The organism is Ruegeria sp. AP12, from assembly GCF_056540025.1.
Genome location: NZ_JBQFVZ010000008.1, coordinates 21253 through 44953, shown reverse-complemented (window position 1 = coordinate 44953; position 23701 = coordinate 21253). Strand labels below are relative to the sequence as shown.

The following is a 23701-nucleotide window of genomic DNA, read 5'->3' as shown; positions in this document are numbered from 1 at the left end:
TCAATGAAGGCCCCCGGAACCCACACAGCATTGTGCCCTGACGGCATCTGCGGGGTCGTAAGGGACCTTGATAGACTCGGCCAGTATCTATATCTGACCGCTTATGAGACCTCATACGGCCCCGAATATCGACCTGCAAGACCGCGCGCGCCTGCGTGAACGGTTCTTTGGGGCTGCCCGCACGGTTCTGGCCCGCCTATAGGCGGCGACCAGCCACTCGCCAGCTATTCTCATCTAAATACGGGAGAGGACCGATGTCCCCCAAAACACTCTATGACAAGATCTGGGATGCCCATGTCGCGCATGAAGCCGATGATGGCACCTGTTTGCTGTATATCGACCGCCATCTGGTGCACGAAGTCACCAGCCCACAGGCGTTCGAGGGCCTGCGCATGGCAGGCCGCAAGGTACGCGCACCGGAAAAAACCATCGCCGTGCCGGATCACAACGTACCGACCACGCCGGACCGCGTGAACGGGATCGAAAACCCCGAATCGCGTATTCAGGTCGAAGCACTGGACAAGAACGCCAAGGATTTCGGCATTCACTATTACCCGGTGAATGACGTCCGTCAGGGCATCGTCCACATTGTCGGCCCGGAACAGGGCTGGACCCTGCCCGGCATGACCGTTGTCTGCGGCGACAGCCACACCGCCACCCACGGCGCGTTTGGTGCGCTGGCCCACGGCATCGGCACCTCCGAGGTCGAGCATGTGCTGGCCACGCAGACCCTGATCCAGAAGAAATCCAAGAACATGAAGGTGGAAATCACCGGCAAATTGCAGCCGGGCGTGACCGCCAAGGATATCACTCTGGCCGTGATCGGCGAAACCGGCACCGCTGGCGGCACCGGCTATGTCATCGAATATTGCGGCGAAGCGATCCGTGATCTGTCGATGGAAGGCCGCATGACCGTCTGCAACATGGCGATCGAAGGCGGAGCCCGCGCGGGTTTGATCGCGCCGGACGAAACCACGTTCGAATATGTCAAAGGCCGCCCGCACGCACCCAAGGGTGCCCAGTGGGAAGCCGCGATGGACTGGTGGAAAACGCTCTATACCGACGAAGGCGCGCATTTCGACAAGGTCATCACCCTGCGCGGCGAAGACATCGCGCCGGTCGTCACCTGGGGCACCAGCCCCGAGGATGTGCTGCCGATCACCGCATCCGTACCGCACCCCGAAGATTTCGAAGGCGGCAAGGTCGACGCGGCCCGCCGGTCCATCGAATACATGGGTCTGGAAGCCGGTCAGAAGCTGAGCGACGTCGAAATCGACACCGTCTTTATCGGGTCCTGCACCAATGGCCGCATCGAAGACCTGCGCGCCGCGGCTGAGATTCTGAAGGGCAAAAAGATCAAGGACGGAATGCGCGCCATGGTCGTGCCCGGTTCCGGTCTGGTCCGTGCACAGGCCGAGGAAGAAGGTCTGGCCGACATCTTCAAAGAGGCCGGGTTCGAATGGCGTCTGGCGGGATGTTCGATGTGTCTGGCGATGAACCCCGATCAGTTGCAACCGGGCGAGCGCTGTGCCGCGACCTCGAACCGCAACTTCGAAGGCCGTCAGGGCCGTGGTGGACGCACCCATCTTCTGAGCCCGGCGATGGCTGCCGCAGCGGCAATCACAGGACGGCTGACAGACGTCCGTGAACTGATGTAAGGTGTCCTCATATCTAGATATTTGAGGGATTGAAGACATGAGTGACTGGATCAAATGGCTCTTGCTTGGACTGCTGTCCATCGCGTTCGGCATCTTTGTGCTGGGTGCGCCGGTGGTGGCGTCTGTTGCCGTAACGGTCGTGACCGGCGTGTTGCTGCTGATTGCAGGCGGGCTACAAATCGTCGGCGGCTTCACGGTTGAAGGCACCGGCAACAAGATCCTGTCGCTCATCATGGGTGCGGTGATGCTGTTTCTGGGTTGGTCCTTTCTGGATCACCCGCTGCAAGGCACGCTGACGCTGGCGACCGTGATGCTGATCCTGTTCATGGCAGGCGGCATCGCGCGGGTCATCCTGTCGTTCCAGATGCGCGGAACGCAGTTCTTCTGGCCCACGCTGATCTCGGGCATCTTGTCCATCGTGCTGGCCGGTATCATCTGGTCTTACGCGGCATCGGAACCCGCAGCTCTGCTGAGCTTGCTGGGCATCCTGCTGGGCATCGAGATGCTGTTCAACGGGTTCGGATTGGTCTTCATGGCGTTCTTTGTCAAAAACGCACCCAACGAAACGAAACAAGCTTAACCGCGGGACATGGGCGCGGCCCTCTCCCGCACGGAGTGTGAACATGGAAAAGTTTGAAAAAGTCCACGGGGTGGCCGCCCCAATGCCTTTGATCAATATCGATACCGATATGATCATTCCGAAGGTGCACCTGAAAACCATCAAACGGTCCGGCCTGGGCGTCGTGCTGTTTGACGAGATGCGCTATCACGACCATGGCGGCGAGAACGAGGATTTCGTTCTGAACAAACCCGCCTATCGCCAGACCGAGATTCTGGTCGCGGGTGACAATTTCGGCTGCGGCTCGTCCCGCGAACACGCGCCCTGGGCGATCAAGGATTTCGGCATCAAGGTCGTGATCTCGACCAGCTTTGCCGACATCTTCTTCAACAACTGCTTCAAGAACGGCATCCTGCCCATCGTGGTCGAAGAAGAACACCACGCGATTCTGATGGAAGACGCGCACAAGGGCGAGAACGCCCGCATGACCGTGCATCTGGAAGATCAGCAGATCACCACCTCGGACGGTGTTGTCATCGAGTTTGACATCGACCCGCACCGCAAGCACTGCCTGCTGAACGGTTTGGACGATATCGGCCTGACGATGGAGAAAGACCACCACATCGACAAATTCGAAGAACATGCAGGTCAGGCGCGCCCCTGGGTGTGATTCTGGGGACGAATCTGTTGACACTCAACCTAACGGGGTCGCGCACGCGGCCCCGTTCGCATTCTTGGGGTTGATTTTTCCCAAACCACAACATCTAGGTATCAAATTGAGATACACGTCGGATTTGCGTCCAAAATGATGCAATCCCGCACCAGTTGCGCCATCATTTTGCCCGAAATCACATGTTATCTGCACCCTGACTTGAGCGAAATGTCGCTTATCGTCCATGGTGACGGAAAGAGGCATCCGTCAGAATTAAGAAACGGGCGGGCACAAGTTGGAAATCAAGTCGGCAAAGATCGGCTGATCCAGTTTGAAAAAGGGTTCGGATAGTGATTGCGCGCACAACTGGGGCGGCGATACGTGGAATATTGGTTGCACTTCTGGTGCTGACACCCGCGTTGTACCTGCCTGTATCATCGACGAACGGGACCGAGATAGTGGTCTTCCTCGCGATCCTCGCGTTCATCCTGACCTTTGCCGAATACAACTCTGCCTTTCCCAGCTTTATCGAATTCCGCGACGCCCCGCCGGTGAACCGGCTGCGTTTTGTCGGCCTGATGTCGATGGTCACCTTCCTGACTTTGGTCTGCAAGAATGGCTATGCACCGACCGATCTGACCACATTCTCGTATTCCGTGGGTCTGGCCGTCGCCAATGTGGTGGACTTCCCGTACTCACCCGTCCGGCTGATCGTTCTGATGTTGCCTGCAGATGCCAGCGCGCCGCTGGTGGAACTGGTGCGTATCACGGCAAGCGTCGCTTATGTCGCCGCTCTGGTCACGATCGCCAGCTTTGCCTATGCGGTGAAGCTGCGCGGATGGCCCACTGGCAACGGGGCCTTCAATGTCTGGACCAACCTGCCGTTGTTTGACCCCACCAAAGGCGGTGACGTGGTCAGCCGCCTGCAGCGTGACGGTCGTCTGAACATCTGCATCGGTATCCTGCTGCCGTTCCTGATCCCGGCCGTGATCAAGCTGCTGACCAATTTCGTGACGCCGATTTCGCTGAACAACCCGCAGACCCTGATCTGGACCATGAGCGCCTGGGCCTTCCTGCCCGCCAGCATGATCATGCGTGGCATGGCGACCCTGCGTATCGCCGGGCTGATCGTGGAAAAGCGCCGCGCTTACTCAACATCCGAGACAACTCAGGCCGCATGATCCGCGCACTGATCCTGCTTTTGCTGCCCATCGCGGCGCAGGCAGATGTGGTGCGCATTGCCAGCTTCAACACCGAGCTCAGCCGGAAAGGCCCCGGCCTGCTGCTGCGCGACATTCAGCGCGACGAGGCGCAGGTGCTTGCGGTCATCGATGTGCTTGTGGCCACGGGGCCCGACATCGTGGCGCTGCAAGGCATCGACTGGGACATGAACGCGATGGCCCTGACGGCTCTGGCAGAAAGCCTCAGAGAGGCCGGGCTGGATTACCCCTATCAGTTTACCGCGCAGCCCAATACCGGGCAGGACAGCGGGCTTGATCTGGATGGGGATGGCCGCACGCAAGGTCCGGGAGACTCGCAGGGATGGGGCTTGTTTACCGGGCATGGCGGGCTGGCGGTGTTGTCGCGTTATGAGATTGCGATGTCCGAGGTGCGGAATTTCTCGGACCTTCTGTGGCGCGATCTACCGGGGGCCGAGTTGCCCGTGGCCGAGGGTGCACCGTACCCGTCCGAGCAGGCACAAGCGGCGCAGCGCCTGTCGTCGACCGGCCATTGGGTCGTGCCGATCAACACCCCCTCGGGCCGTCTGAACCTGATGACCTTTCACGCAACCCCGCCCGTGTTCGACGGCCCCGAGGATCGCAACGGCCTGCGCAACCGGGATGAGATCCGGCTCTGGTCGGTGCTGATGGATGGTGGCATTGGCCCAGCCCCGACCGATCCGTTTGTGATCGCTGGGGATGCCAATCTGGATCCCAATCACAGCGATGGGCGCAGAGAGACCATCGCCAACCTTCTCTCGGACCCGCGCCTGCAGGATCCGCAGCCGAAATCCCTCGCGGGCGACAGGGCCACGGTCCATTGGAAGGCGGTGGGGGAGTTGCGGGTGGATTACGTTCTGCCCTCAGCCGATCTGAAGGTTGTTGATGCCGGTGTCTTCTGGCCCGCGCCGAGTGATGCGAAAAGGGACAGCGCCGAACGGGCCAGCCGTCATCGGCTGGTCTGGGTGGATGTCTCGATGCCATGAGGCACCGCAGTCGCGGTCTGCTCTGATGGTATCGCTGTACGCATCGCCTGATCCAGATCGGTATGCGGCACCGGGCCGATCAACGTGGTCAAGGCCGTATCGTCCAGCCGGTGCGGCACATCCCACAAATATCGCATCTCAAGCAGATGCGGGGCCATGCGCCAGAAAGGACAGGCAAGCTGCAGGGGCCACCATTGCATCCGTTTGAGCGCCACATCACCCCCCGTCACCCGCGACAGAGACTGCGCAATCTCGCGCCCGGTCAGCGTATATCCGGCAAATGGCAGATCGCAGAACCGAGGCAAGTCTTGCCGCATCTCGGCCAACATGACGGCCGTCGCTGCAAGGTCAGGCAGGTACGCCCATGCATGGGGAATATCGGGGTTGCCCGGATAGGTCAGTCGCCCTTTCGACAGACCCTTGATCATCACCTGATCAAACCAGTTCCCCGACGCACACGTGTCGATGAAATCCCCGGCCCGCAGGATGATCACCCGTGCGCTTGAACGGTGATAGGCGTCCTCCATATCGATCCGGATACGACCCAAAGGGTTCCGGGCCAGATGCGGACTGTCAGTAGACCACGGGCCGGGAGTATCCGCCCCGATTACATATACATTGCCCGGCACGATGACCGTTGCACCAGTGCGTTCAGCCACGTCAATCACTTGCCGGTGCAGGCCCGGCACCAGACGGGCCCACTGGGTATAAGGCGGGTTCCAGGCGTTGACGATCACGTCCGCGCCACGCGCCGCCTGCTCCAGCTTGTCAGCCTCGCGATTGAATATCCGCACGGTCCAACCGGCTTTGCGAAACGCAAGTTCGGCATTGCGGCCAAACCGGCCACTGGCGCCGAGTATCAGTACGGTGTGTTGCATGGTGCCCTCCTGTCGGGACCAACTTAACCATGCACATGATTCAGGGAATTGCCGGCAAACGCAGATCATGTATTCATATCTGAATGGACAAAGCGCTTACCCATGCCGATTGGTCGCTGATCCAAAGCTTTCTGGCGGTGGCCGAAACCGGGTCTCTGTCCGCCGCCGCGCGGCAACTGGACCGCAGCCAGCCCACGCTGGGCCGGCAGATTCATGCGCTAGAGGAGGAACTTGGCGTGTCGCTGTTTGACCGGCACGCACGGGGGCTGAAACTCAGCGATGTGGGCAACCAGCTGCTGCCCATGGCGCAGCAGATGCATCAGGCGATGAACGCGTTCAGCATGACGGCGGCAGGCCAGTCGCAAGAGCTGGAAGGCACGGTGCGGATCACCGCGTCCGTCTTTGCCTCTCACCACCTGTTGCCGCCCATATTGGCGCATATACGGCAGCAGGAACCGGCCATTCAACTGGAACTGGTCGCAACGGACGCAACTGAAAACCTGCTCTATCGCGAGGCCGATATCGCCGTGCGCATGTATCGTCCCGAACAGATGGATATCGTGTCGCGCTACCTTGGTGATGTCCCGCTGTGTTTCTGCGCGGCCACAACTTACCTGAACCGCGTCGGACGCCCCAAAACGCCCGAGGATCTGTTCCATCACGATCTGGTCGGGTTCGATGCAAACGAAGACATCATCCGAAAGATGCAGGAAAAGGGATGGCCCGCCAGCAAGGACAGCTTTGCCACCCGCTGCGATCTGCAAAGCGCCTATTGGGAGCTGATCCGCGCCGGGTGCGGTATCGGCTTCAGTCAGGTTCAGGTCGCCGAAGAGGACCCTCTGGTCGAGGTTCTGCCGCTGGATGTAAAGATTCCGATCCTGCCGGTCTGGCTTGCCGCGCCGCAAGCGATGCGCCAGACCCCGCGCATTCGCAGGGTCTGGGACTTGCTGGCCGACGGGCTGAAAGCCAGCCTTTAAAGCGGGCCGGTATAGGTGCCGCGCGGCGGATAGCCATTGTCCAGCGCGTATTTGATACCACCCTGCATGTCAGCGACCGAGGGGCGGCCAAACGGGGTCGATTGCTGCCAGGCGAAATACAGCGTCCGGTCGGGGGCGATGTAGAAATGCCCCGGTTCTGCAAAGAACGCGGCCTCGGCGGTGCCTTCGCGACCTTTGGACAGATACAGGCCCCAGTCTTCCCGCGCAGCGGCCAGCGGCAGGCTGTGCCCGACGCGCAGCCGGGTCGTGCCCGCTTTTGCCACGGTTTCCGCAGCGCGTTCGGCGGTGTCGGTGCTCAGCATGATGACCTCAAGCCCCAGCGCGGCGAAGTCGTCCAGCGCGGCTTCAACCTCACCCATCTGCCTGATGCAGATCGGGCAATGCAGGCCGCGATACTGAATCACCAGCGTGCCGTTTTCGCCCTTGTCGGCATCCAGATCAAAACTTCCATGGCCCACGGTTTCGATTTTCAGGCCTGGGACGGGATTTCCCGGTATCAACATGTGTTTTCCTCGTGATTCTGCCGGATCGTCTCATTGACCCGCTGCGGCGCAGACGCTAGGGCCTGAGCTGTGAAACGCAAGGAGACCCTTCATGTCCAACCCCTCGCTCCTCATCCTGCCCGGAGACGGAATTGGCCCGGAAGTTATGGCCGAAGTGCGCAAAATCATCGACTGGTTCGGCACCAATCGCGGCCTTCACTTTGACGTGAGCGAGGATCTGGTCGGTGGTGCGGCCTATGATGCCCACGGCAAGCCCCTGTCGGACGAAACCATGGCCAAGGCGCAAGAGGTCGACGCGGTGCTGCTGGGTGCCGTAGGCGGTCCGAAATACGACGATCTGGATTTCAGCCTCAAGCCCGAGCGCGGCTTGCTGCGCCTGCGCAAGGAAATGGATCTGTATTCCAACCTGCGCCCGGCCCAGTGCTTTGACGCGCTGGCAGATTTCTCGTCGCTGAAAAAGGATATCGTCGCTGGCCTCGACATCATGATCGTGCGCGAGCTGACCTCTGGCGTCTATTTCGGCGAACCGCGCGGTATCTTCGAGGAAGGCAACGAACGCGTCGGCATCAACACCCAGCGCTACACCGAATCCGAGATCGAACGCGCCGCGCGCTCGGCCTTTGAACTGGCGATGCGCCGGAACAAAAAGCTGTGCTCGATGGAGAAAGCCAACGTGATGGAATCGGGCATCCTGTGGCGTGAGGTTGTGACCCGCGTCGCCGCCGATTACCCCGAGGTTGAACTGTCCCATATGTATGCCGACAATGGCGCGATGCAGCTGGTGCGCGCGCCCAAGCAGTTTGACGTGATCCTGACCGACAACCTGTTCGGCGACATCCTGTCGGATTGTGCCGCGATGCTGACCGGCTCGCTGGGTATGTTGCCCTCGGCGTCCCTGGGCGCTCCGATGGCCAATGGCCGCCCCAAGGCGATGTACGAGCCGGTACATGGCTCGGCACCCGACATCGCAGGTGAAGGCAAGGCCAACCCGATCGCCTGTATCCTCAGCTTCGCCATGGCGCTGCGCTATAGCTTTGACCAGGGCGATGAGGCCACCCGTCTGGAAACCGCGATCGAGAAGGTGCTGGCCGACGGCGTCCGCACCGGTGACCTGCTGGCGGATGAGGGCGTGACCCCGGTCTCGACCACGGAAATGGGCGCAGCCATCATCGCTGCGCTGGATGCCAGCCTGTAAGCTACCTAGATAGAATTGAAGAAAGGCGGCGCCCGGTGCGCCGCCTTTTTCGTATCAGTTCCCGCCGAAGATATCCCGGATCAAGTTATTGATGGCCCGTTCAAAGCCACCACCTTGGCGTCGACGGGGTTGGGGCTGCGCGACCTGAACTGGCGGTTCGGGCACGATCATCGGCAATGGCGTGGGCGTCATCCCTTCGGTCACACGCAGCATGGTCTCTTTCCAGATCTCGGCAGGCAGCCCGCCACCGGTGACACCCGAAAGCGGCGTGTTGTCGTCATAGCCCATCCAAACACCGGCCACGTAGTCGGCGGTGAAGCCAATGAACCATGCATCCCGCGCGGCCTGAGTCGTGCCGGTCTTACCCGCAACCTGCCATCCCGGCAGCTTCGCGCGACCGCCGGTGCCTTGGGACACCACACGCTCCATCATCCAGGTCAGTTGTTTGGCCGCGTTGTCATTGATCACCCGCTCACCGATCCCGGTGGTCGTCACCATGACCGGCGTGTCATCGCCCAGCAGCTTCAACTCGGTCAGACCATATGGTTCCACAGATGACCCACCGTTCAGGATACCCGCATAGGCCCCGGTCATCTCGATCAGTGTGCTTTCGGATGCGCCCAGCGCCAGCGCCGGTCCCTGCGCCAGATCGCTGGCAATCCCGAAGCCGCTGGCCACGGTGCGCACATTGTCCAGCCCGGCCACTTCGGCCACTTTCACAGCGGGAATGTTCAGCGAGTTCTTCAGGGCATCGGCCAGCGTCACGCGGCCATAAAACTTGTTCGTATAGTTCTTGGGGCACCAGTTGCCCGACCCCGGAATGTCGACGCAATAGGGTTCATCGACCACAATGTCATAGGGCGAATAGCCCAGCTCCAATGCTGTGGCATAGACGAATGGCTTGAAGGACGATCCGGTTTGGCGCAGCGCCTGCGTCGCGCGATTGAACGCGCCCGACACGCGGGTCTTGCGCCCGCCGACCATCGCGCGCACGGCCCCATCAGCGGACATCACCACAATCGCCGCCTGTGCCTTGGACCCTTCCCGAACCTTCTCCTGAAAGATGAATTGCAGCGCCTCTTCTGCCGATCTCTGAATACGCTGGTCCAGAGTCGTACGGATCACCACATCCTCGGTGGTATTGCGCGTGAAAAACTCAGGCCCGCTGGCCATGACCCAATCGGCGAAATAGCCACCAGCCCTTGCTGCTGCGGCCTCGGACAGTTCCGCAGGACGGCTGCGCGCTTCGCTGGCCTGCGCGCCGGACAGATAACCCTGATCCTCCATCAACCCGACCACAAGCCGCGCGCGATCCTGCGATCGTTGCAGGCTGTTGGTGGGCGCATAGCGTGTCGGGGCAACCAGAAGACCCGCCAGCATCGCCGCTTCGGCCGGCGAGACCTCGGCCGCGGATTTGCCGAAATAGCGCTGGCTTGCAGCCTCGAATCCGCGCGCACCTGCACCCAGGAAGGCCCGGTTCAGATAGATCGTCAGGATTTCGTCCTTGGAGTACTTGACCTCCATCGCCATCGCATAAATGGCTTCTTTCCCCTTGCGCCACAGCGAGCCCTGACGGCAATCCGACTCATAAGCGGCCTCCGACTCCCACTCGCTGGGATCGTAGGGAACACCAAGACACAGCAGCTTGGCAGTCTGCTGGGTGATGGTAGAACCGCCATGGCCAGACAATGGTCCGCGCCCCTCACTCAGGTTGATACGCACGGCGCTGGCAACGCCGCGCGGACTGACGCCGAAATGGCGATAGAATCGCTTATCCTCGGTGGCGATCACCGCGTTCTTCAAATGGGGTGAGACAGTATCCGCCGTAATCACCCCACCAAACTGATCGCCGCGCCAGGCAAAGACCTTGCCGTCACGATCCAACAGCGTCACAGACCCCCGCGCGCGCCCGTCCAGCAAGGCATCCACATCGGGCAGCGAGGTGTAAACGACCCCCACCGCCAGCGCGATCAGCATCGCCACCACGGCCCCGACGCGCCAGGTCACGCCCCAGATCAGACGCCAGATCCAACGGAAAAGGCGACGAAAAATCCCACCGCCATTGCTGCCCGAGCGTTTGCGTGTCTTCTTGCGGGCGGTCTTGCGCGTGGTTGTCTTGCGGGCGGTCGATTTCTTGCCCGCCGGTTTCGCAGCCCGCTTGGTCGCCGAAGGTTTGCGCCCCTTCGACGGGTACCGTTTATCCGCGACCAATGTCGGTTTGCGGCGCTTGGACTCAGTCATGCTCAAACTCTGCCCGGTTATGCTTTTGGCCCACCATACCCCGGTGGCCTGCCTATGTTGAGGTCCGATTTACCGGAATTTCCCCTCCCATATCCGCCTAAAATTTAGACGCACGGCAGGTTTTGTGCAAAAATTGTGCAACTTCGCGTCATTTTTGAACCGAATTACGCCCCAAAACCATTTCTTACCGCCTCGGGTCACGCTCTTTTTCTGCAGGTGCAAACAAGCCGGTCAGACCGGAGAAGCAGAGGGGAAAGACGTGAAACTGATCATTGCGACAATCAAGCCGTTCAAGCTCGAGGAGGTGCGCGAGGCACTGACCCAGGCTGGAGTGCGCGGCATGATGGTGACCGAAATTAAGGGCTTCGGCTCGCAATCCGGTCACACTGAAATCTATCGCGGCGCCGAATACGCCGTGAACTTCGTGCCCAAGATCAAGCTCGAGATCGTGGTGCCCGCCACGATGGCCGACCAGATCGTTGAGACCATCACCACAACCGCCAAGACCGGCAAGATCGGTGACGGCAAGATTTTCGTCCTCGATGTCGAGCAGGCGCTGCGCGTGCGGACCGGGGAAACCAACGAAGAGGCGCTGTAAGCGCCGACACTCACACTCAATCCGAGGAAAACACATGAACCTGATGAAATCTCTCATCCCTGCTGCCGCGCTGGTCGTGCTGCCGCAGATGGGTTTGGCGCAAGAAGCCGCAGAAGGCGAGGCCGCGCTGCACACCCAGTATATCTTTACCACCCTGCTGTTCCTGATGGCGGGCTTTCTGGTCTTTTTCATGGCGGCAGGTTTTGCCATGCTGGAAGGCGGCCTGGTGCGGTCCAAGAATGTGGCCATGCAGATGATCAAGAACGTGGCGCTGTTTTCCTGCGCCGCGATCATGTACTGGCTGGTCGGCTTCAACACGATGTATCCGGGCGACTTCAATGGGTTCTTCGCCCTTGGCGGTCCGACGGTGCTTGATGCGGTGGGTGTTGACCCTGCCGAGGCCGCCCTGGACTATGCCTCGATCGGCTCGGACTTCTTCTTCCAGCTGGTCTTTGTGGCTGCGACCGCGTCCATCGTGTCGGGCGCCGTGGCCGAGCGGATCAAGCTGTGGCCCTTCCTGATCTTCGTCATCGTGCTGACCGGCATCCTGTATCCGATTTCGGGGTCGTGGAAATGGGGCGGCGGCTGGCTGGACGCCATGGGCTTTTCCGACTTCGCCGGTTCGACCGTCGTGCACTCGGTCGGAGGCTGGGCCGCTCTGGCTGGCTGTCTGATCCTTGGCCCGCGTATCGGCAAGTACAAGGACGGCAAGGTTCACCCCATGCCCGGTTCGAACCTGGCGCTGGCAACTTTGGGGACGTTCATCCTGTGGCTGGGCTGGTTCGGTTTCAACGGCGGCTCGCAGCTGGCGATGGGCACCGTGGGTGACGTCTCCGACGTGTCGCGCATCTTCGCCAACACCAACATGGCCGCCGCGTCAGGTGCAGTTGCAGCCCTGATCATGACCCAGGTCCTGTATAAAAAGCCCGACCTGACCATGGTGCTGAACGGCGCGCTGGCCGGTCTGGTTTCGATCACTGCTGAACCGCTGGCCCCGACCCTGTTCGGCGCGCTGTGGATCGGTGCCGTGGGCGGTATCATCGTGGTCTTCGCGGTTCCGATGCTGGATAAGTTCAAGATCGACGACGTGGTCGGTGCCATCCCGGTCCACCTGTTCGCAGGTATCTGGGGCACTATCGCCGTGATCTTCTACGGCGAGGCCAACCTGATCACCCAGCTGACCGGTATCGTTGCCTACGGTGTCTTCACCTTCGTCGCCGCGCTGATCCTGTGGATGGTTCTGAAAGCAACCGTCGGCATCCGCGTCAGCGAAGAAGACGAGATCAACGGTCTGGACATGGCAGAACTGGGTATGGAAGCCTACCCGGAGTTCTCGAAAGGCTAAGCTGCAATCAGCTCAACAAAAAAACCCGGGCGCTCGCGCCCGGGTTTCTTTTTGGATTGTTTTTTGGACTAAACCCCAACGTCAACAATCGCCTGCGCCAGGATCGGCACTGTCGTTGCGTTCAGACCGGCGATGTTCAGGCGGCTGTCGCCGACCATGTAGATGCCGTGATCGGCGCGCAGTTTCTCGACCAGTTCCGGCGCGGCACCAAGACGCGAGAACATGCCGCGGTGCTGGGCGACAAAGCCAAAGCGGTCCGATCCTGTCAGGCGTTGCAATTCGTCGGCCAGTTGCTGACGCAGGCCAAGCATGGACAGGCGCACCTCTTCCAACTCGGCGGCCCAATCGGCGCGCAGGGCGTCGTCGTTCAGGATCGTGGTCACAACGCGCGCACCGTGATCGGGCGGGAAGGAATAGTTCTGGCGGTTCAGGAAGGCCAAAGTGGCTTGGTTCAGCGCCGTCTGCGCCGGATCGTCGCTGATTGCCATCAGCAGGCCGGTACGCTCGCGATAAACGCCGAAATTCTTCGAACAGGACGCCGCGATCAGGCAGCGCTTGACGGACGAGGCCACCAGGCGGGTGGCCTGTGCGTCTTCTTCAAGCCCGTCGCCAAAACCCTGATAGGCAATGTCGATCATCGCCACGAGGCCACGCTCGTTGATCAGGTTCACGACCTCTTGCCATTGCACCATGTTCAGGTTGGCACCGGTCGGGTTGTGGCAACAACCATGCAGCAGAACCACATCGCCTGCGGTGGCGGTTTTCAGGTCCTCGATCATGCCATCGAAATCAACGCCGCGCGTTTCGCCGTCGAAATAGCGGTACTGGACCGTCTCCATTCCCAGATAATTCAGGATCGACAGGTGGTTGGGCCATGTCGGGTTCGACACAAACACACGGGCCGAGGGGTTGGCCATACGGATCATCTCAAACGCCTGCCGACACGCGCCGGTGCCGCCGGGGGTCGCCACGGCGGCGATGTTGCCGCGCGGAACTGCATTGCCAAGGATCAGGCCGATCATCGCATCCGAATAGGCCGGATCACCGGCCAGACCGGTATAGGCCTTGCTCTCCTGCTCTTGCCAGATGCGTTGTTCAGCGGCTTTGACCGCACGCATCACCGGGGTCACGCCCTCGGCATTCTTGTAAACGCCCACACCCAGGTCGATCTTCTGATCGCGCGGGTCTTCGCGGTACATTTGCATCAGCGCCAGAATCTTGTCGGCGGGCTGCGGTTTGAGGTTCTCGAACATCAGGTCTCTCCGGTTGCGACGGGCAGGGTCGGGAAGGCACCCCATTCCGCCCAGGAGCCGTCATAAAGCGAGTGGTCTTTCTTGCCCATGCGCTCGAGCGCAAGGCTGAGGATTGCGGCGGTCACGCCTGACCCGCAACTGGTTATCGCAGGTTTCGACAGATCAACGCCTGCGGCCTCGAACACGGCACGGCACGCGTCGGGCGATTTCATCGTGCCGTCCCCATTCAGCAGGTCGCCAAAGGGCACGTTGTGCGATCCCGGAATATGGCCCGAACGCAAGCCTTCGCGCGGCTCGGCCTCGGTTCCGGCGAAACGGGCGGCGGAACGGGCATCGATGATCTGGTGATCGGCCAGCTTGGCAGCAGCAGAGACCTGCGTAACATCGCGCACCATCTGGTTCTGCACCCGTACGGTCATGTGGCGGTCGCGAATAACGGGGGGCAGATCCTCGATCTCACGCTCTTCGGCTTGCCACTTGGGCAGACCGCCATCCAGCACGGCGACGTTCTCTTGCCCCATCAGGCGGAACAGCCACCAGACCCGCGCCGCCGAGAAAAGCCCCGCGCCGTCATAGATCACCACCTGATGGCCGTCGCCCACGCCCATGGCCCGCAGGCGCGACATGAACTTTTCCACCGGCGGTGCCATATGCGGCAGATCAGAACGGTGGTCGGAAATCTCGTCAATGTCGAAGAAGCGCGCGCCGGGAATGTGGCCCGCCTCATATTCGGCCCTGGCGTCACGGTTCTGCGCAGGCAGATGCCACGACCCGTCCAGAATCCGCAGATCCGGGTTCTTGATATGTGCGGCCAGCCATTCGGTAGATACCAGGGTTTTCGGATCGTCCTGCATCAAAGCCTCTCCTCAGCGAGCTTGAATTTTCCCTATACCCGGCAGGATAGGGGTTCAAGGCTGGATAGGCCTATTCTGACGCCCGGCGCAGGCGAAAATGCTGAATAATCCCGATCAGACTGATCAGAATCCAGAACCCTTCGATCAGCATCGAGGCAAGGTTGAAATTATGCACCAGCGAATAGACGATCAGCACCGAGCCCAACAGGTTCACGACCGGAAAGGCCAGATCGTCCGAATTCATCATCCGCATCTGCGTTGCAAAATAGGCCGCCACCACGATCAGCGCCCCGAACGACCCGATGGCGTCCACGATGGTCAGGGTTTCCAGCAATGCGGTCATGCGGTCAGGTTCCGTTCAGATGGTCAGGCTGTTGCGAATAGTGGTGCATATTCAGAAAAGCCGCCCCTTGGGCACCGGCCCTGTATCCATGCGGCAGATCGGCGGCAAAGCGCAGGCCCTGCCCGGTCTGCAAGGGCAGCCATTCCCCATCGCGCAGAATCTCCAGATCTCCGCTGAGGACAAAGACCTCTTCGGTGACGCCGGCGGCGTGGGGGGGGGACTCGTGGCTTTGGTTGGGGGCAAGCTGGACGTGAAAGGTTTCCGCGCCCAGCGCCGGGTCGAAAGGAAATACGATCTTGACCTCGATACTGCCGGGGAAGGTGACGGTCTGGAACACGCCCGCATTGGCCGGATCGCGCAGAACGGACGACCCGATCAACGCGCTCAGCGGAAGTTGGAACCCCTTGGCGATCTTCCACAGGGTCGCAATGGTCGGGCTGGATTCGCCCCGTTCGATCTGGCCCAGCATGGCTTTGCTGACACCGGTCATTTCAGCCACTTTCGACAGGCTCAGCCCCGAGGCCGCGCGCACATCCCGTAGTTTCAGAGTAATGTCGTCCGGTGCCATATCGCTGTCTTTCGAATCCCCTTGTGCGTTATAGCGCACATGTGATACGTGCGCTATAACGCACAATCTCGACGCAATGCAACCCGAGGCAATAGGGAAACAGCATCATGCCAATGTACCGATCCAGAACCTCCACCCATGGCCGCAACATGGCCGGCGCCCGTGGCCTGTGGCGCGCCACCGGCATGCAGGATGACGATTTCGGCAAGCCGATCATCGCCATCGTCAACTCGTTCACCCAATTCGTACCGGGTCACGTCCACCTGAAGGATCTGGGCCAGATGGTCGCGCGCGAGGTTGAAGCCGCAGGCGGTGTTGCCAAGGAATTCAACACCATTGCCGTGGATGACGGCATCGCCATGGGCCATGACGGGATGCTGTATTCGCTGCCCTCGCGCGAGGTGATTGCGGATTCGGTCGAATACATGGTCAACGCGCATTGCGCCGACGCGATGGTCTGCATCTCGAACTGCGACAAGATCACCCCGGGTATGCTGATGGCCGCGATGCGCCTGAATATCCCGGCCATTTTCGTCTCGGGCGGGCCGATGGAGGCGGGCAAGATCGACATCGCCGATCTTGAGGCGAAAAAGATCGACCTTGTGGATGCCATGGTCGCCGCCGCTGATGACCGCTTTACCGATGAACAAGTCCAGCATATCGAGGAAAACGCCTGCCCCACCTGCGGGTCATGCTCGGGCATGTTCACCGCAAACTCGATGAACTGTCTGGCCGAGGCGCTGGGTCTGGCGCTGCCGGGCAATGGCTCGACCCTCGCCACCCATGCAGACCGCAAGAACCTGTTCCTTGAGGCTGGGCGTCGGATCGTCGAAATCACCAAACGGCATTACGAGTTGGACGAAAAAGGCTTCCTGCCGCGCGAAATCGCAACCTTCGATGCCTTCGAGAACGCCATGAGCCTGGATATCGCCATGGGTGGTTCAACCAATACGGTTCTGCACCTGCTGGCCATCGCCCACGAAGGCGGCGTCGATTTCACCATGTCCGACATGGACCGCCTCAGCCGCAATGTCCCCTGCCTATGCAAGGTCGCGCCCAATACCGAGAACGTGCATATGGAGGACGTCCACCGCGCCGGTGGCATCTTCTCGATCCTTGGCGAGCTTAGCCGCGCCGGATTGTTTCACGAACATTGCAGCACGGTGCACACGCCAACCATGGGTGAGGCGATTGCCAATTGGGACATCAAGATCGCCAACAACCCCGCCGCGCAAGAGCTGTTCAAAGCAGCCCCCGGCGGCGTGCGGACCACGCAAGCATTCAGCCAATCGAACCGGTACAAGGAACTGGATACCGACCGTGAAGGCGGCGTGATCCGCTCCAAGGAACACGCGTTTTCTCAGGACGGAGGCCTTGCAGTTCTGTTCGGCAATATCGCCCGCGACGGCTGCATCGTGAAAACAGCAGGTGTGGATGCCAGCAGCCTGACCTTCACCGGCTCGGCCTATGTGTGCGAAAGTCAGGATCAGGCGGTCAGCGACATCCTGACCGGCAAGGTGAAAGAGGGCGACGTCGTCGTGATCCGCTACGAAGGTCCCCGCGGCGGGCCGGGGATGCAGGAAATGCTGTATCCGACCTCGTATCTGAAATCCAAAGGTCTGGGCAAAGCCTGCGCGCTGCTGACCGATGGTCGTTTCTCAGGCGGCACCTCGGGCCTGTCCATCGGCCATGTCTCACCCGAGGCCGCCGAAGGCGGCGTGATCGGTCTGGTGCGTCAGGGTGACAGGATCGAGATCGACATTCCCAAACGCTCGATCCATCTGGCGGTGTCGGATGAGGAACTGGCCACACGTCGCGCAGAGCAGGACGAAAAGGGCTGGGAACCGGCAGAGCCGCGCAAGCGCAAGGTCTCTACCGCGCTGAAAGCCTATGCCAAGCTGACCACCAGCGCCGCCAAAGGGGCGGTGCGTCAGGTTTGAGTTGGAAACCGCTCAACTAAAAAACGGTCTACCTGTCCGGTGGGCCGTTTTTGTTCATTTGTGGGATTAAGCTAACGTTCGAGTCTCAGGAGGCTTTCAGTCTTCGATTTCAAGCAAGGCCGGATCGAACCAGACATCCTCGTAAGTTCCGTCAGTGAGGAAGCGCCAACCGGGTGGAAGAATCAGAAACTTAAGACTGAGTTCGCATCGGGTTTCAAGGTGAGCTAGATGCATCGGTTTAAAGAAATCAGCAGCATCTGAAAGCTCTACTCCACCCCAAAGATACCAACCACTTACACCTGATGTCGGCGGATGACGAAGCCCGTTAAGTGGCATCAGCCCCTCTAGTGCAGATTGTGAAACACCTACTTTGTCCCCATCGAAGGCTTCGCAAGTTTTGAGTTCAAGGTCCGCACAGACTTGTTTTTGCGATTGTCGAATACTCTGCTTCAAAATTGCTTTCCCATTGTCCCGCGACACTATCGACTTTCAAATTTGAAGCAACTTTGGACTAGAAGCAGACGCTCATCTGCAAACCATGTTCCGGGCAGATGTATCGCTGCCGGGGATACCTATCGCCGCTCAATCACCCAGCTTGGCGTGCACTTCGTCCAGATCGATCTCACCCACGGGCATCTTGTTGGCCGGGTTTTCGAAATCGTATTTGAACAGCTCGAAATCCTGTTTGTAGATTTCATAGACCAGATGCATCGATAGATCGTCGAAATAGTCCTCGACCGGATGCGCGCGTTTGGGGCCGTGGCCTTCGGATTCGTTGAAACGGGGGATTGCGGACAGATCAATGGCGTGTGGGGTCTCAAGACTGTCCAGCACGCCCTGCATCCCATCGTTGAACTTTTCGGTCCAAAAGATGCGATCATACCGCCCGCCATTCACGATGAAGGTCGACACATGCCCCGACATGGCGGACCAGTGAATATCCGGATCCATCGGGCGCCGCCAGCGGATCGTATCGCGGGCAAACAGCAGGAACCGGCGGAAGCTGGCGATCTGGTCGAACTCACCCTTGCCATCATCTCCGCCCACTTCGATCCCGTAATTATACACCAGCGTCGGCACCAGATTGCCCCGATACCTCTTGCCATTGCGCTGGATGCCGCAAATCTTGTCGAAAAAGGAACTCAGAATCCGGGTGTACGGATTGCGCACACAGGTAAAGGAATACGACCCGTGATTGCGCACATTTTCCGCGATCATACCCTGGCTTTGATCGAAGGCCCATTTGTGCATCCCGTCCTTGGCGTCGTGGATATCGCCGTCAAAGAACTGCCCGTGATCCGAGTAATACATGATCTGACCAATGGTCGAGCACGCGCATTTCGGCACCACACGGTAAACCATGCTTTCGCTCTCGGTCATCCAGGTGCCGGGAAACCCCATCTGCGTGCCTCCTATGCTGGTCGGGTATCAGGTTGATAGGCCAGCTTTTGAAATCAAAAAACCAAAAATACTCTGTTTATTCAATCGCTCATCCTCAGTATCACAGGTGCAATCGGGCAAAAACGGAAATCGCGACACCAAATGGCAAAGATTGCCTATATCCTGCTGTGCCACAAAGACCCTGACGCGATCATCGCGCAGGCCGAGCAGTTGACGGCTGCCGGCGATTGCATGGCGATCCATTTCGATGCCCGCGCGCGTGAGGCGGATTATGACAAGATCCGCACCGCGCTGAAGGGCAACCCGAATGTCACCTTCGCCGACAAGCGCATCAAATGCGGTTGGGGTGAGTGGTCTTTGGTGCAGGCCACGCTTTATGCGCTGCAAGCGGCTGTCGAGACATTCCCCCGCGCCACCCATTTCTACATGCTGTCGGGCGATTGCATGGCGATCAAAACAGCGGAATACACGCATAATTTTTTGGACGAGCAGGACAGGGATTTCATCGAAAGCCACGATTTCTTTGCCAGCAACTGGATCAAGACCGGGATGAAAGAAGACCGGCTGATCTATCGCCACTATTTCAACGAACGTACGCAGGCCAAACGGTTCTATGCGGCCTACGAGTTGCAAAAACGTTTCAAGCTGACGCGCGAGATTCCCGAGGACATTCAGGTCATGATCGGCAGCCAATGGTGGTGCCTGCGCCGCCGCACGGTCGAAATGATCCTTGAGTTCTTGCAACAGCGTCGCGACGTGATCCGGTTCTTCTCGACCACCTGGATCCCGGATGAAACCTTCTTTCAGACGCTTGTCCGTCATCTGATCCCGAAGGGTGAGATCGAAAACCGCACGCCGACCTTCCTGATGTTCTCGGATTACGGAATGCCGGTGACGTTCTACAACGATCATTTCGACATGCTGCTGGGGCAGAACTATCTGTTTGCCCGCAAGATCAGCCCCGAGGCGCATGAGCTGAAGGACCGGCTGGGCGCGCTGTATGCCAGCACGGGCGTCGACTTCCCGATCTCGGATGAGGGGCGCAACCTGTATGCCTTCCTGACCGGGCGGGGCCGCGTCGGCCGCCGGTTCGGGCAAAGGTTCTGGGAGGCCGGAAATACGCTGGGTCCCGAGCGTGAACTTTTCCTGATCGTCTGCAAAAAGTGGCACGTGGCCAAACGGCTGGTGGATCAGATCGCCTCGGAAACCGACATCCCGTGCATCGAGTATCTGTTCAACGAACAGGACACGCCCCTGCCCGATCTGGGCGGGATCGAGACGACGCTCAACAAACGCTCGCGCCATCGGCGGGCGGTTGTCCAAATGCTGTTTCAGCATTTCGGGTCAAACCAACTGGCGCTGTGTCTGGACCCGTCCAATCTGGACGTCATTCAGGATTTCTGCGGCGATGCGGCCAAGACCCATGTGCTGGAGATCGAGTGCGACTATTCCGACGACTATCTGATCGGCCACGCCCGACGCGTCGGGCTGGCGGGTGAAAACAGCCCGGCTGAGACGGTTTCCCGCCTGTTGCCCACTTTGCGTAATGATCTGGCTTATGAATCCCAACAAATCCGCGAGGCCGGGATCGATGGCTATCTGCGCCTGCGCGAAAGCGCCGACCGCGCCGAAAATGAGGCCGCCATTGCACGCTTTCTGGGTGTGGAAAGCGACAAGGCGCAGTCCATCATGAAGCTGGATTACCTGTTTTCAGACTAAGGCCCGGCGGCACGATCCGCACCGCCGGAACCGTGATCAGATGTCGAACTTCACGCCCTGTGCCAATGGCAGTTCAGCCGAATAATTCACGGTATTGGTCTGGCGTCGCATATAGGCTTTCCACGCGTCCGAGCCGCTTTCACGCCCGCCACCGGTTTCCTTCTCGCCCCCAAACGCGCCACCAATCTCGGCCCCGGATGGCCCGATATTCACGTTGGCGATGCCGCAATCCGATCCGGCTGCGGTCAGGAATTGCTCGGCCTCGCGCATGTTCAGCGTGAACACGCAGGAGGACAGGCCCTGCGGGACGTCGTTCTGCAAGTCCAGCGCGTGATCGAAATCGTCATAACCCATCACGTAAAGGATCGGGGCAAAGGTCTCGGTTTTGACCACGTCCGTCTGGCCCGGCATTTCCACGATTGCGGGTTCCATGTAGACACCGCCCGGCACCCCTTCGGTCACGCGTTGGCCACCAAACACGGTGCCGCCTTCGGACTCAGCCGCCTTCAGCGCGGCGGTCATTGCAGCGCCCGAGGCTTCATCCACCAAAGGCCCAACCAGCGTGCCTTCGGCGAGTGGATCGCCAATGGGCAGACCGGCATAGGCTTTCTTGAGGCGCGCAACCAGTTCATCCTTGATCGAGTTATGCACGATCAACCGCCGCAGCGTCGTGCACCGTTGCCCTGCGGTTCCAACAGCCGAGAACACAATCGCCCGCACGGCCATTTCCAGATCCGCCGAGGGGCCAACGATCATTGCATTATTGCCGCCAAGTTCCAGAATGCACTTGCCGAACCGCGCCGCGACGATGGGCGCAACCGCGCGGCCCATGCGGGTTGACCCGGTGGCCGAGATCACCGGAACATCCTCGCTTGCGACCAGCGCTTCGCCCAGCGCGGCCCCGCCGATCAGGGTTTGCAGCAGGTTGTCGGGTGCGTCGCCAAACCGGGCCAGTGCGCGTTCGAAAATCTTCTGACAGGCCATTGCCGTCAGCGGCGATTTTTCGGACGGTTTCCAGATCACCGGATCGCCGCAGACAATCGCCAGCGCTGCGTTCCACGACCAGACCGCAACCGGGAAATTGAAGGCCGAGATCACACCGACCGGCCCTGCCGGATGCCACGTCTCCATCATCCGGTGGCCGGGGCGTTCCGAGGCGATGGTCAGACCGTACAGCTGTCGCGAGAGGCCAACGGCAAAGTCGCAGATATCGATCATCTCCTGCACTTCGCCCAGACCTTCGGACGTAATCTTGCCCGCCTCCCAACTGACCAGCGCGCCCAGGTCGTCCTTGGCGGCGCGCAGTTCTTCGCCCAGCAGGCGGATCAACTCACCCCGGCGCGGGGCTGGCACGGTACGCCACGCTTTGAACGCGGTTTTGGCATTGGCAAAGATGGTCTCCACCTCGGAGGCCGGGGTTTCGTGCACTTCAGCCAGAACGCGCCCGTCAATCGGGGATCGCACGGTCAGCGTGCCGCCCGTCAACTCGGCAGCAGTCAGGTCGAGGTTTGCCAGAGTGGTTTCTGCAGTCATCACAACGTCTTTCATTTCTCACGCCGCCTTGTTCTGTGGGGTTACATCGCCCGCCCGGTAGAGCCGGCCAAATTCAGTGTTCAGGAAATCGGACAGGTTCACCTGCTCTTGCCGGACAAACCCGGTCGAGGGCAGAACGCCGGTGCGCATCAGATCGACGACGCCCAGAACACCTGCGGCGGTTGTGACTTGAATGGCGCTCCAGACCTGTCCGTTGATCTCGCGGGCGAAGCTTTTGTTGATCAGGGATTTCTCGCGTAGCGCTCCGTCGATCATGCCTTTGGCCGTGCAATAGACCAACACCACATCCTGATCGGTGCGCGGCAGGGCGGCCTCGAAGATCTCTTTCAGCAAATCGCGGCGGCGTTCCAAACCAAGATCGTGCAACAGCAGTTTCAGGATATCACAATGGCCCGGATAACGGATCGAGCGATAGGAGACCGCCCGCGCCCTGCCCTCCAGCGTTTCCGGCAATGTCCCCAGACCGCCTGAGGTGTTAAAGCACTCGTATTCCACCCCGTCATGGCCCAGCACCTCATAGTCTTCCAGCGGTGCGGTCTTGACGCGTTCACCATTCACGATGGCATCGCAGGGATTGCAGTATTCGTTGATCAACCCGTCCGTGGACCATGTCAGATTGTATTTCAGCGCGTTGGTGGGAAAAAGCGGCAAGGCCCCCACCCGCATGTGCAGACTGTCGATCTGGTCGAATTCCGCCGCCAGCGACGCGCCCGCGATACCGACAAATCCGGGTGCCAGACCGCATTGCGGCATGAAGGCGGTTTGGCTTCCGTCGGCCAGTTCGCGCACCGCGTTGGTGGCCGCGACATCCTCGGTCAGGTCAAAGTAATGCGCGCCTGCCTGTTTGGCCGCTTTGGCAATGGTCGGGGTCAGAAAGAACGGGGCTGCTGAGATGACGGCGTCGAAGCCATCCAGCCCCTCGGCCAGCCCCTCAGCGTCTTTCGCATCGATCTGCTTGGTGGCCACGCCCAGCTTTGCAACCTCGCCCAGCGCTTTCAGATCGTGATCTGCGACGGTGACGCTGTAATTCGGTGATCCTTTCAGAAGCGTGGCGATCATCTGCCCGATTTTGCCAGCCCCTACGACGCAAACAGTCCAGGACATTGCGTGCCTCCTCTTTCTGGTTTTCCTTCAAGAGTGGCGCAGAGGATGGTCATTTCGCAGGGGGTATCTTGACGAAAAGCACGTCATATTCGTCATTATGCCGAGATTTCCGTCATTATGGAAAATCACGGA

23 protein-coding genes are annotated in these 23701 nt (G+C 60.0%); 12 read left to right on the top strand and 11 right to left on the bottom strand.

Annotated features, from left to right (window positions below; all coding sequences use genetic code 11):
* The first annotated feature begins 103 nt into the window (after positions 1–103).
* From ACR0E6_RS18190 to ACR0E6_RS18165, 6 genes are all read left to right on the top strand, one after another.
* Positions 104–202, top strand: a complete 99-nt coding sequence (locus tag ACR0E6_RS18190; protein ID WP_170455888.1) for an isopropylmalate isomerase — start codon at positions 104–106, stop codon at positions 200–202.
* 52 nt (positions 203–254) lie between these two features.
* On the top strand, positions 255–1658 hold the full coding sequence (leuC, locus tag ACR0E6_RS18185) for a 3-isopropylmalate dehydratase large subunit (RefSeq protein ID WP_170634542.1): 1404 nt from the start codon (positions 255–257) through the stop codon (positions 1656–1658).
* A 37-nt stretch (positions 1659–1695) separates the two neighbouring features.
* Complete coding sequence (locus ACR0E6_RS18180) at positions 1696–2238, top strand: DUF308 domain-containing protein (protein ID WP_170634544.1); 543 nt, start codon at positions 1696–1698, stop codon at positions 2236–2238.
* A gap of 43 nt (positions 2239–2281) precedes the next feature.
* A complete protein-coding gene (gene leuD, locus ACR0E6_RS18175) occupies positions 2282–2887 on the top strand; it encodes a 3-isopropylmalate dehydratase small subunit (RefSeq protein WP_170455894.1) in 606 nt (201 codons plus the stop codon).
* A gap of 332 nt (positions 2888–3219) precedes the next feature.
* Positions 3220–4050, top strand: coding sequence for a hypothetical protein (locus tag ACR0E6_RS18170; protein ID WP_480585875.1), 831 nt, complete (start codon positions 3220–3222; stop codon positions 4048–4050).
* Entirely contained in the window at positions 4047–5075 is a 1029-nt protein-coding gene (locus tag ACR0E6_RS18165) for an endonuclease/exonuclease/phosphatase family protein (RefSeq protein ID WP_480585872.1), read from the top strand. The genes ACR0E6_RS18170 and ACR0E6_RS18165 overlap by 4 nt, the downstream gene beginning before the upstream one ends.
* On the opposite strand, the gene ACR0E6_RS18160 is transcribed toward ACR0E6_RS18165, so the two are convergent.
* Positions 5039–5953, bottom strand: a complete 915-nt coding sequence (locus tag ACR0E6_RS18160; RefSeq protein ID WP_480585869.1) for a Rossmann-fold NAD(P)-binding domain-containing protein — start codon at positions 5951–5953, stop codon at positions 5039–5041. The two genes, ACR0E6_RS18165 and ACR0E6_RS18160, sit on opposite strands and share 37 nt — an antisense overlap.
* A gap of 83 nt (positions 5954–6036) precedes the next feature.
* On the opposite strand from ACR0E6_RS18160, the gene ACR0E6_RS18155 reads away from it, so the two are divergent.
* On the top strand, positions 6037–6930 hold the full coding sequence (locus ACR0E6_RS18155; protein WP_480585866.1) for a LysR family transcriptional regulator: 894 nt from the start codon (positions 6037–6039) through the stop codon (positions 6928–6930).
* Here the strand turns inward: ACR0E6_RS18155 and ACR0E6_RS18150 are convergent.
* Positions 6927–7454 carry a redoxin domain-containing protein gene (locus ACR0E6_RS18150; RefSeq protein ID WP_170455904.1) on the bottom strand — a complete coding sequence of 176 codons (528 nt, stop codon included), beginning with the start codon at positions 7452–7454 and terminating at the stop codon, positions 6927–6929. The two genes, ACR0E6_RS18155 and ACR0E6_RS18150, sit on opposite strands and share 4 nt — an antisense overlap.
* A gap of 91 nt (positions 7455–7545) precedes the next feature.
* Here ACR0E6_RS18150 and leuB point away from each other — a divergent pair, with 91 nt between their 5' ends.
* On the top strand, positions 7546–8649 hold the full coding sequence (gene leuB, locus ACR0E6_RS18145; protein WP_170738013.1) for a 3-isopropylmalate dehydrogenase: 1104 nt from the start codon (positions 7546–7548) through the stop codon (positions 8647–8649).
* A gap of 54 nt (positions 8650–8703) precedes the next feature.
* Here the strand turns inward: leuB and ACR0E6_RS18140 are convergent, their stop codons facing one another.
* A complete protein-coding gene (locus ACR0E6_RS18140) occupies positions 8704–10890 on the bottom strand; it encodes a transglycosylase domain-containing protein (RefSeq protein ID WP_480585863.1) in 2187 nt (728 codons plus the stop codon).
* 259 nt (positions 10891–11149) lie between these two features.
* On the opposite strand from ACR0E6_RS18140, the gene ACR0E6_RS18135 reads away from it, so the two are divergent.
* Together ACR0E6_RS18135 and ACR0E6_RS18130 are read left to right on the top strand one after the other, a co-directional pair.
* Complete coding sequence (locus tag ACR0E6_RS18135; protein ID WP_170434072.1) at positions 11150–11488, top strand: P-II family nitrogen regulator; 339 nt, start codon at positions 11150–11152, stop codon at positions 11486–11488.
* A 34-nt stretch (positions 11489–11522) separates the two neighbouring features.
* A complete protein-coding gene (locus ACR0E6_RS18130) occupies positions 11523–12833 on the top strand; it encodes an ammonium transporter (protein WP_170524184.1) in 1311 nt (436 codons plus the stop codon).
* A 68-nt stretch (positions 12834–12901) separates the two neighbouring features.
* On the opposite strand, the gene ACR0E6_RS18125 is transcribed toward ACR0E6_RS18130, so the two are convergent.
* The 4 genes from ACR0E6_RS18125 to ACR0E6_RS18110 form a co-directional block, all read right to left on the bottom strand.
* A complete protein-coding gene (locus ACR0E6_RS18125) occupies positions 12902–14086 on the bottom strand; it encodes an amino acid aminotransferase (RefSeq protein WP_480585860.1) in 1185 nt (394 codons plus the stop codon).
* On the bottom strand, positions 14086–14940 hold the full coding sequence (sseA, locus tag ACR0E6_RS18120; protein ID WP_480585857.1) for a 3-mercaptopyruvate sulfurtransferase: 855 nt from the start codon (positions 14938–14940) through the stop codon (positions 14086–14088). Before sseA ends, ACR0E6_RS18125 begins: the two co-directional genes overlap by 1 nt.
* 70 nt (positions 14941–15010) lie before the next feature.
* Complete coding sequence (locus tag ACR0E6_RS18115) at positions 15011–15283, bottom strand: CBU_0592 family membrane protein (protein ID WP_170524174.1); 273 nt, start codon at positions 15281–15283, stop codon at positions 15011–15013.
* A 4-nt stretch (positions 15284–15287) separates the two neighbouring features.
* The gene (locus ACR0E6_RS18110) at positions 15288–15851 is read right to left on the bottom strand and encodes a helix-turn-helix domain-containing protein (protein ID WP_480585854.1); all 564 of its coding nucleotides are present in this window, start codon (positions 15849–15851) and stop codon (positions 15288–15290) included.
* A gap of 107 nt (positions 15852–15958) precedes the next feature.
* Between ACR0E6_RS18110 and ilvD the strand changes: the two genes are divergently transcribed.
* The gene (gene ilvD / locus ACR0E6_RS18105) at positions 15959–17791 is read left to right on the top strand and encodes a dihydroxy-acid dehydratase (protein ID WP_480585851.1); all 1833 of its coding nucleotides are present in this window, start codon (positions 15959–15961) and stop codon (positions 17789–17791) included.
* Between the two features lie 96 nt (positions 17792–17887).
* Here the strand turns inward: ilvD and ACR0E6_RS18100 are convergent, their stop codons facing one another.
* Together ACR0E6_RS18100 and ACR0E6_RS18095 are read right to left on the bottom strand one after the other, a co-directional pair.
* Positions 17888–18244: an immunity protein Imm33 domain-containing protein gene (locus tag ACR0E6_RS18100; protein ID WP_170455922.1), complete on the bottom strand. Its 357-nt coding sequence runs from the start codon at positions 18242–18244 to the stop codon at positions 17888–17890.
* Between the two features lie 129 nt (positions 18245–18373).
* A complete protein-coding gene (locus ACR0E6_RS18095) occupies positions 18374–19192 on the bottom strand; it encodes a sulfotransferase family protein (protein ID WP_170455924.1) in 819 nt (272 codons plus the stop codon).
* Positions 19193–19333: 141 nt separating this feature from the next.
* On the opposite strand from ACR0E6_RS18095, the gene ACR0E6_RS18090 reads away from it, so the two are divergent.
* Positions 19334–20911, top strand: coding sequence for a DUF5928 domain-containing protein (locus ACR0E6_RS18090; RefSeq protein WP_480585847.1), 1578 nt, complete (start codon positions 19334–19336; stop codon positions 20909–20911).
* A 36-nt stretch (positions 20912–20947) separates the two neighbouring features.
* Here ACR0E6_RS18090 and amaB read toward each other — a convergent pair whose 3' ends face one another.
* A complete protein-coding gene (gene amaB, locus ACR0E6_RS18085; protein ID WP_480585844.1) occupies positions 20948–22444 on the bottom strand; it encodes an L-piperidine-6-carboxylate dehydrogenase in 1497 nt (498 codons plus the stop codon).
* 18 nt (positions 22445–22462) lie between these two features.
* Positions 22463–23569 carry a saccharopine dehydrogenase family protein gene (locus ACR0E6_RS18080; RefSeq protein WP_480585841.1) on the bottom strand — a complete coding sequence of 369 codons (1107 nt, stop codon included), beginning with the start codon at positions 23567–23569 and terminating at the stop codon, positions 22463–22465.
* Positions 23570–23701 lie beyond the last annotated feature (132 nt).

What these genes read in the sequence shown, in the direction of transcription:
- ACR0E6_RS18190 (WP_170455888.1), top strand. Translation starts at nt 104, where the DNA reads ATGAGACCTCATACGGCCCCGAATATCGACCTGCAAGACCGCGCGCGC.
- leuC (WP_170634542.1), top strand. Translation starts at nt 255, where the DNA reads ATGTCCCCCAAAACACTCTATGACAAGATCTGGGATGCCCATGTCGCG.
- ACR0E6_RS18180 (WP_170634544.1), top strand. Translation starts at nt 1,696, where the DNA reads ATGAGTGACTGGATCAAATGGCTCTTGCTTGGACTGCTGTCCATCGCG.
- leuD (WP_170455894.1), top strand. Translation starts at nt 2,282, where the DNA reads ATGGAAAAGTTTGAAAAAGTCCACGGGGTGGCCGCCCCAATGCCTTTG.
- ACR0E6_RS18165 (WP_480585872.1), top strand. Translation starts at nt 4,047, where the DNA reads ATGATCCGCGCACTGATCCTGCTTTTGCTGCCCATCGCGGCGCAGGCA.
- ACR0E6_RS18160 (WP_480585869.1), bottom strand. Translation starts at nt 5,953, where the DNA reads ATGCAACACACCGTACTGATACTCGGCGCCAGTGGCCGGTTTGGCCGC.
- ACR0E6_RS18155 (WP_480585866.1), top strand. Translation starts at nt 6,037, where the DNA reads ATGGACAAAGCGCTTACCCATGCCGATTGGTCGCTGATCCAAAGCTTT.
- ACR0E6_RS18150 (WP_170455904.1), bottom strand. Translation starts at nt 7,454, where the DNA reads ATGTTGATACCGGGAAATCCCGTCCCAGGCCTGAAAATCGAAACCGTG.
- leuB (WP_170738013.1), top strand. Translation starts at nt 7,546, where the DNA reads ATGTCCAACCCCTCGCTCCTCATCCTGCCCGGAGACGGAATTGGCCCG.
- ACR0E6_RS18140 (WP_480585863.1), bottom strand. Translation starts at nt 10,890, where the DNA reads ATGACTGAGTCCAAGCGCCGCAAACCGACATTGGTCGCGGATAAACGG.
- ACR0E6_RS18130 (WP_170524184.1), top strand. Translation starts at nt 11,523, where the DNA reads ATGAACCTGATGAAATCTCTCATCCCTGCTGCCGCGCTGGTCGTGCTG.
- ACR0E6_RS18125 (WP_480585860.1), bottom strand. Translation starts at nt 14,086, where the DNA reads ATGTTCGAGAACCTCAAACCGCAGCCCGCCGACAAGATTCTGGCGCTG.
- sseA (WP_480585857.1), bottom strand. Translation starts at nt 14,940, where the DNA reads ATGCAGGACGATCCGAAAACCCTGGTATCTACCGAATGGCTGGCCGCA.
- ACR0E6_RS18115 (WP_170524174.1), bottom strand. Translation starts at nt 15,283, where the DNA reads ATGACCGCATTGCTGGAAACCCTGACCATCGTGGACGCCATCGGGTCG.
- ACR0E6_RS18110 (WP_480585854.1), bottom strand. Translation starts at nt 15,851, where the DNA reads ATGGCACCGGACGACATTACTCTGAAACTACGGGATGTGCGCGCGGCC.
- ilvD (WP_480585851.1), top strand. Translation starts at nt 15,959, where the DNA reads ATGCCAATGTACCGATCCAGAACCTCCACCCATGGCCGCAACATGGCC.
- ACR0E6_RS18095 (WP_170455924.1), bottom strand. Translation starts at nt 19,192, where the DNA reads ATGGGGTTTCCCGGCACCTGGATGACCGAGAGCGAAAGCATGGTTTAC.
- ACR0E6_RS18090 (WP_480585847.1), top strand. Translation starts at nt 19,334, where the DNA reads ATGGCAAAGATTGCCTATATCCTGCTGTGCCACAAAGACCCTGACGCG.
- amaB (WP_480585844.1), bottom strand. Translation starts at nt 22,444, where the DNA reads ATGACTGCAGAAACCACTCTGGCAAACCTCGACCTGACTGCTGCCGAG.
- ACR0E6_RS18080 (WP_480585841.1), bottom strand. Translation starts at nt 23,569, where the DNA reads ATGTCCTGGACTGTTTGCGTCGTAGGGGCTGGCAAAATCGGGCAGATG.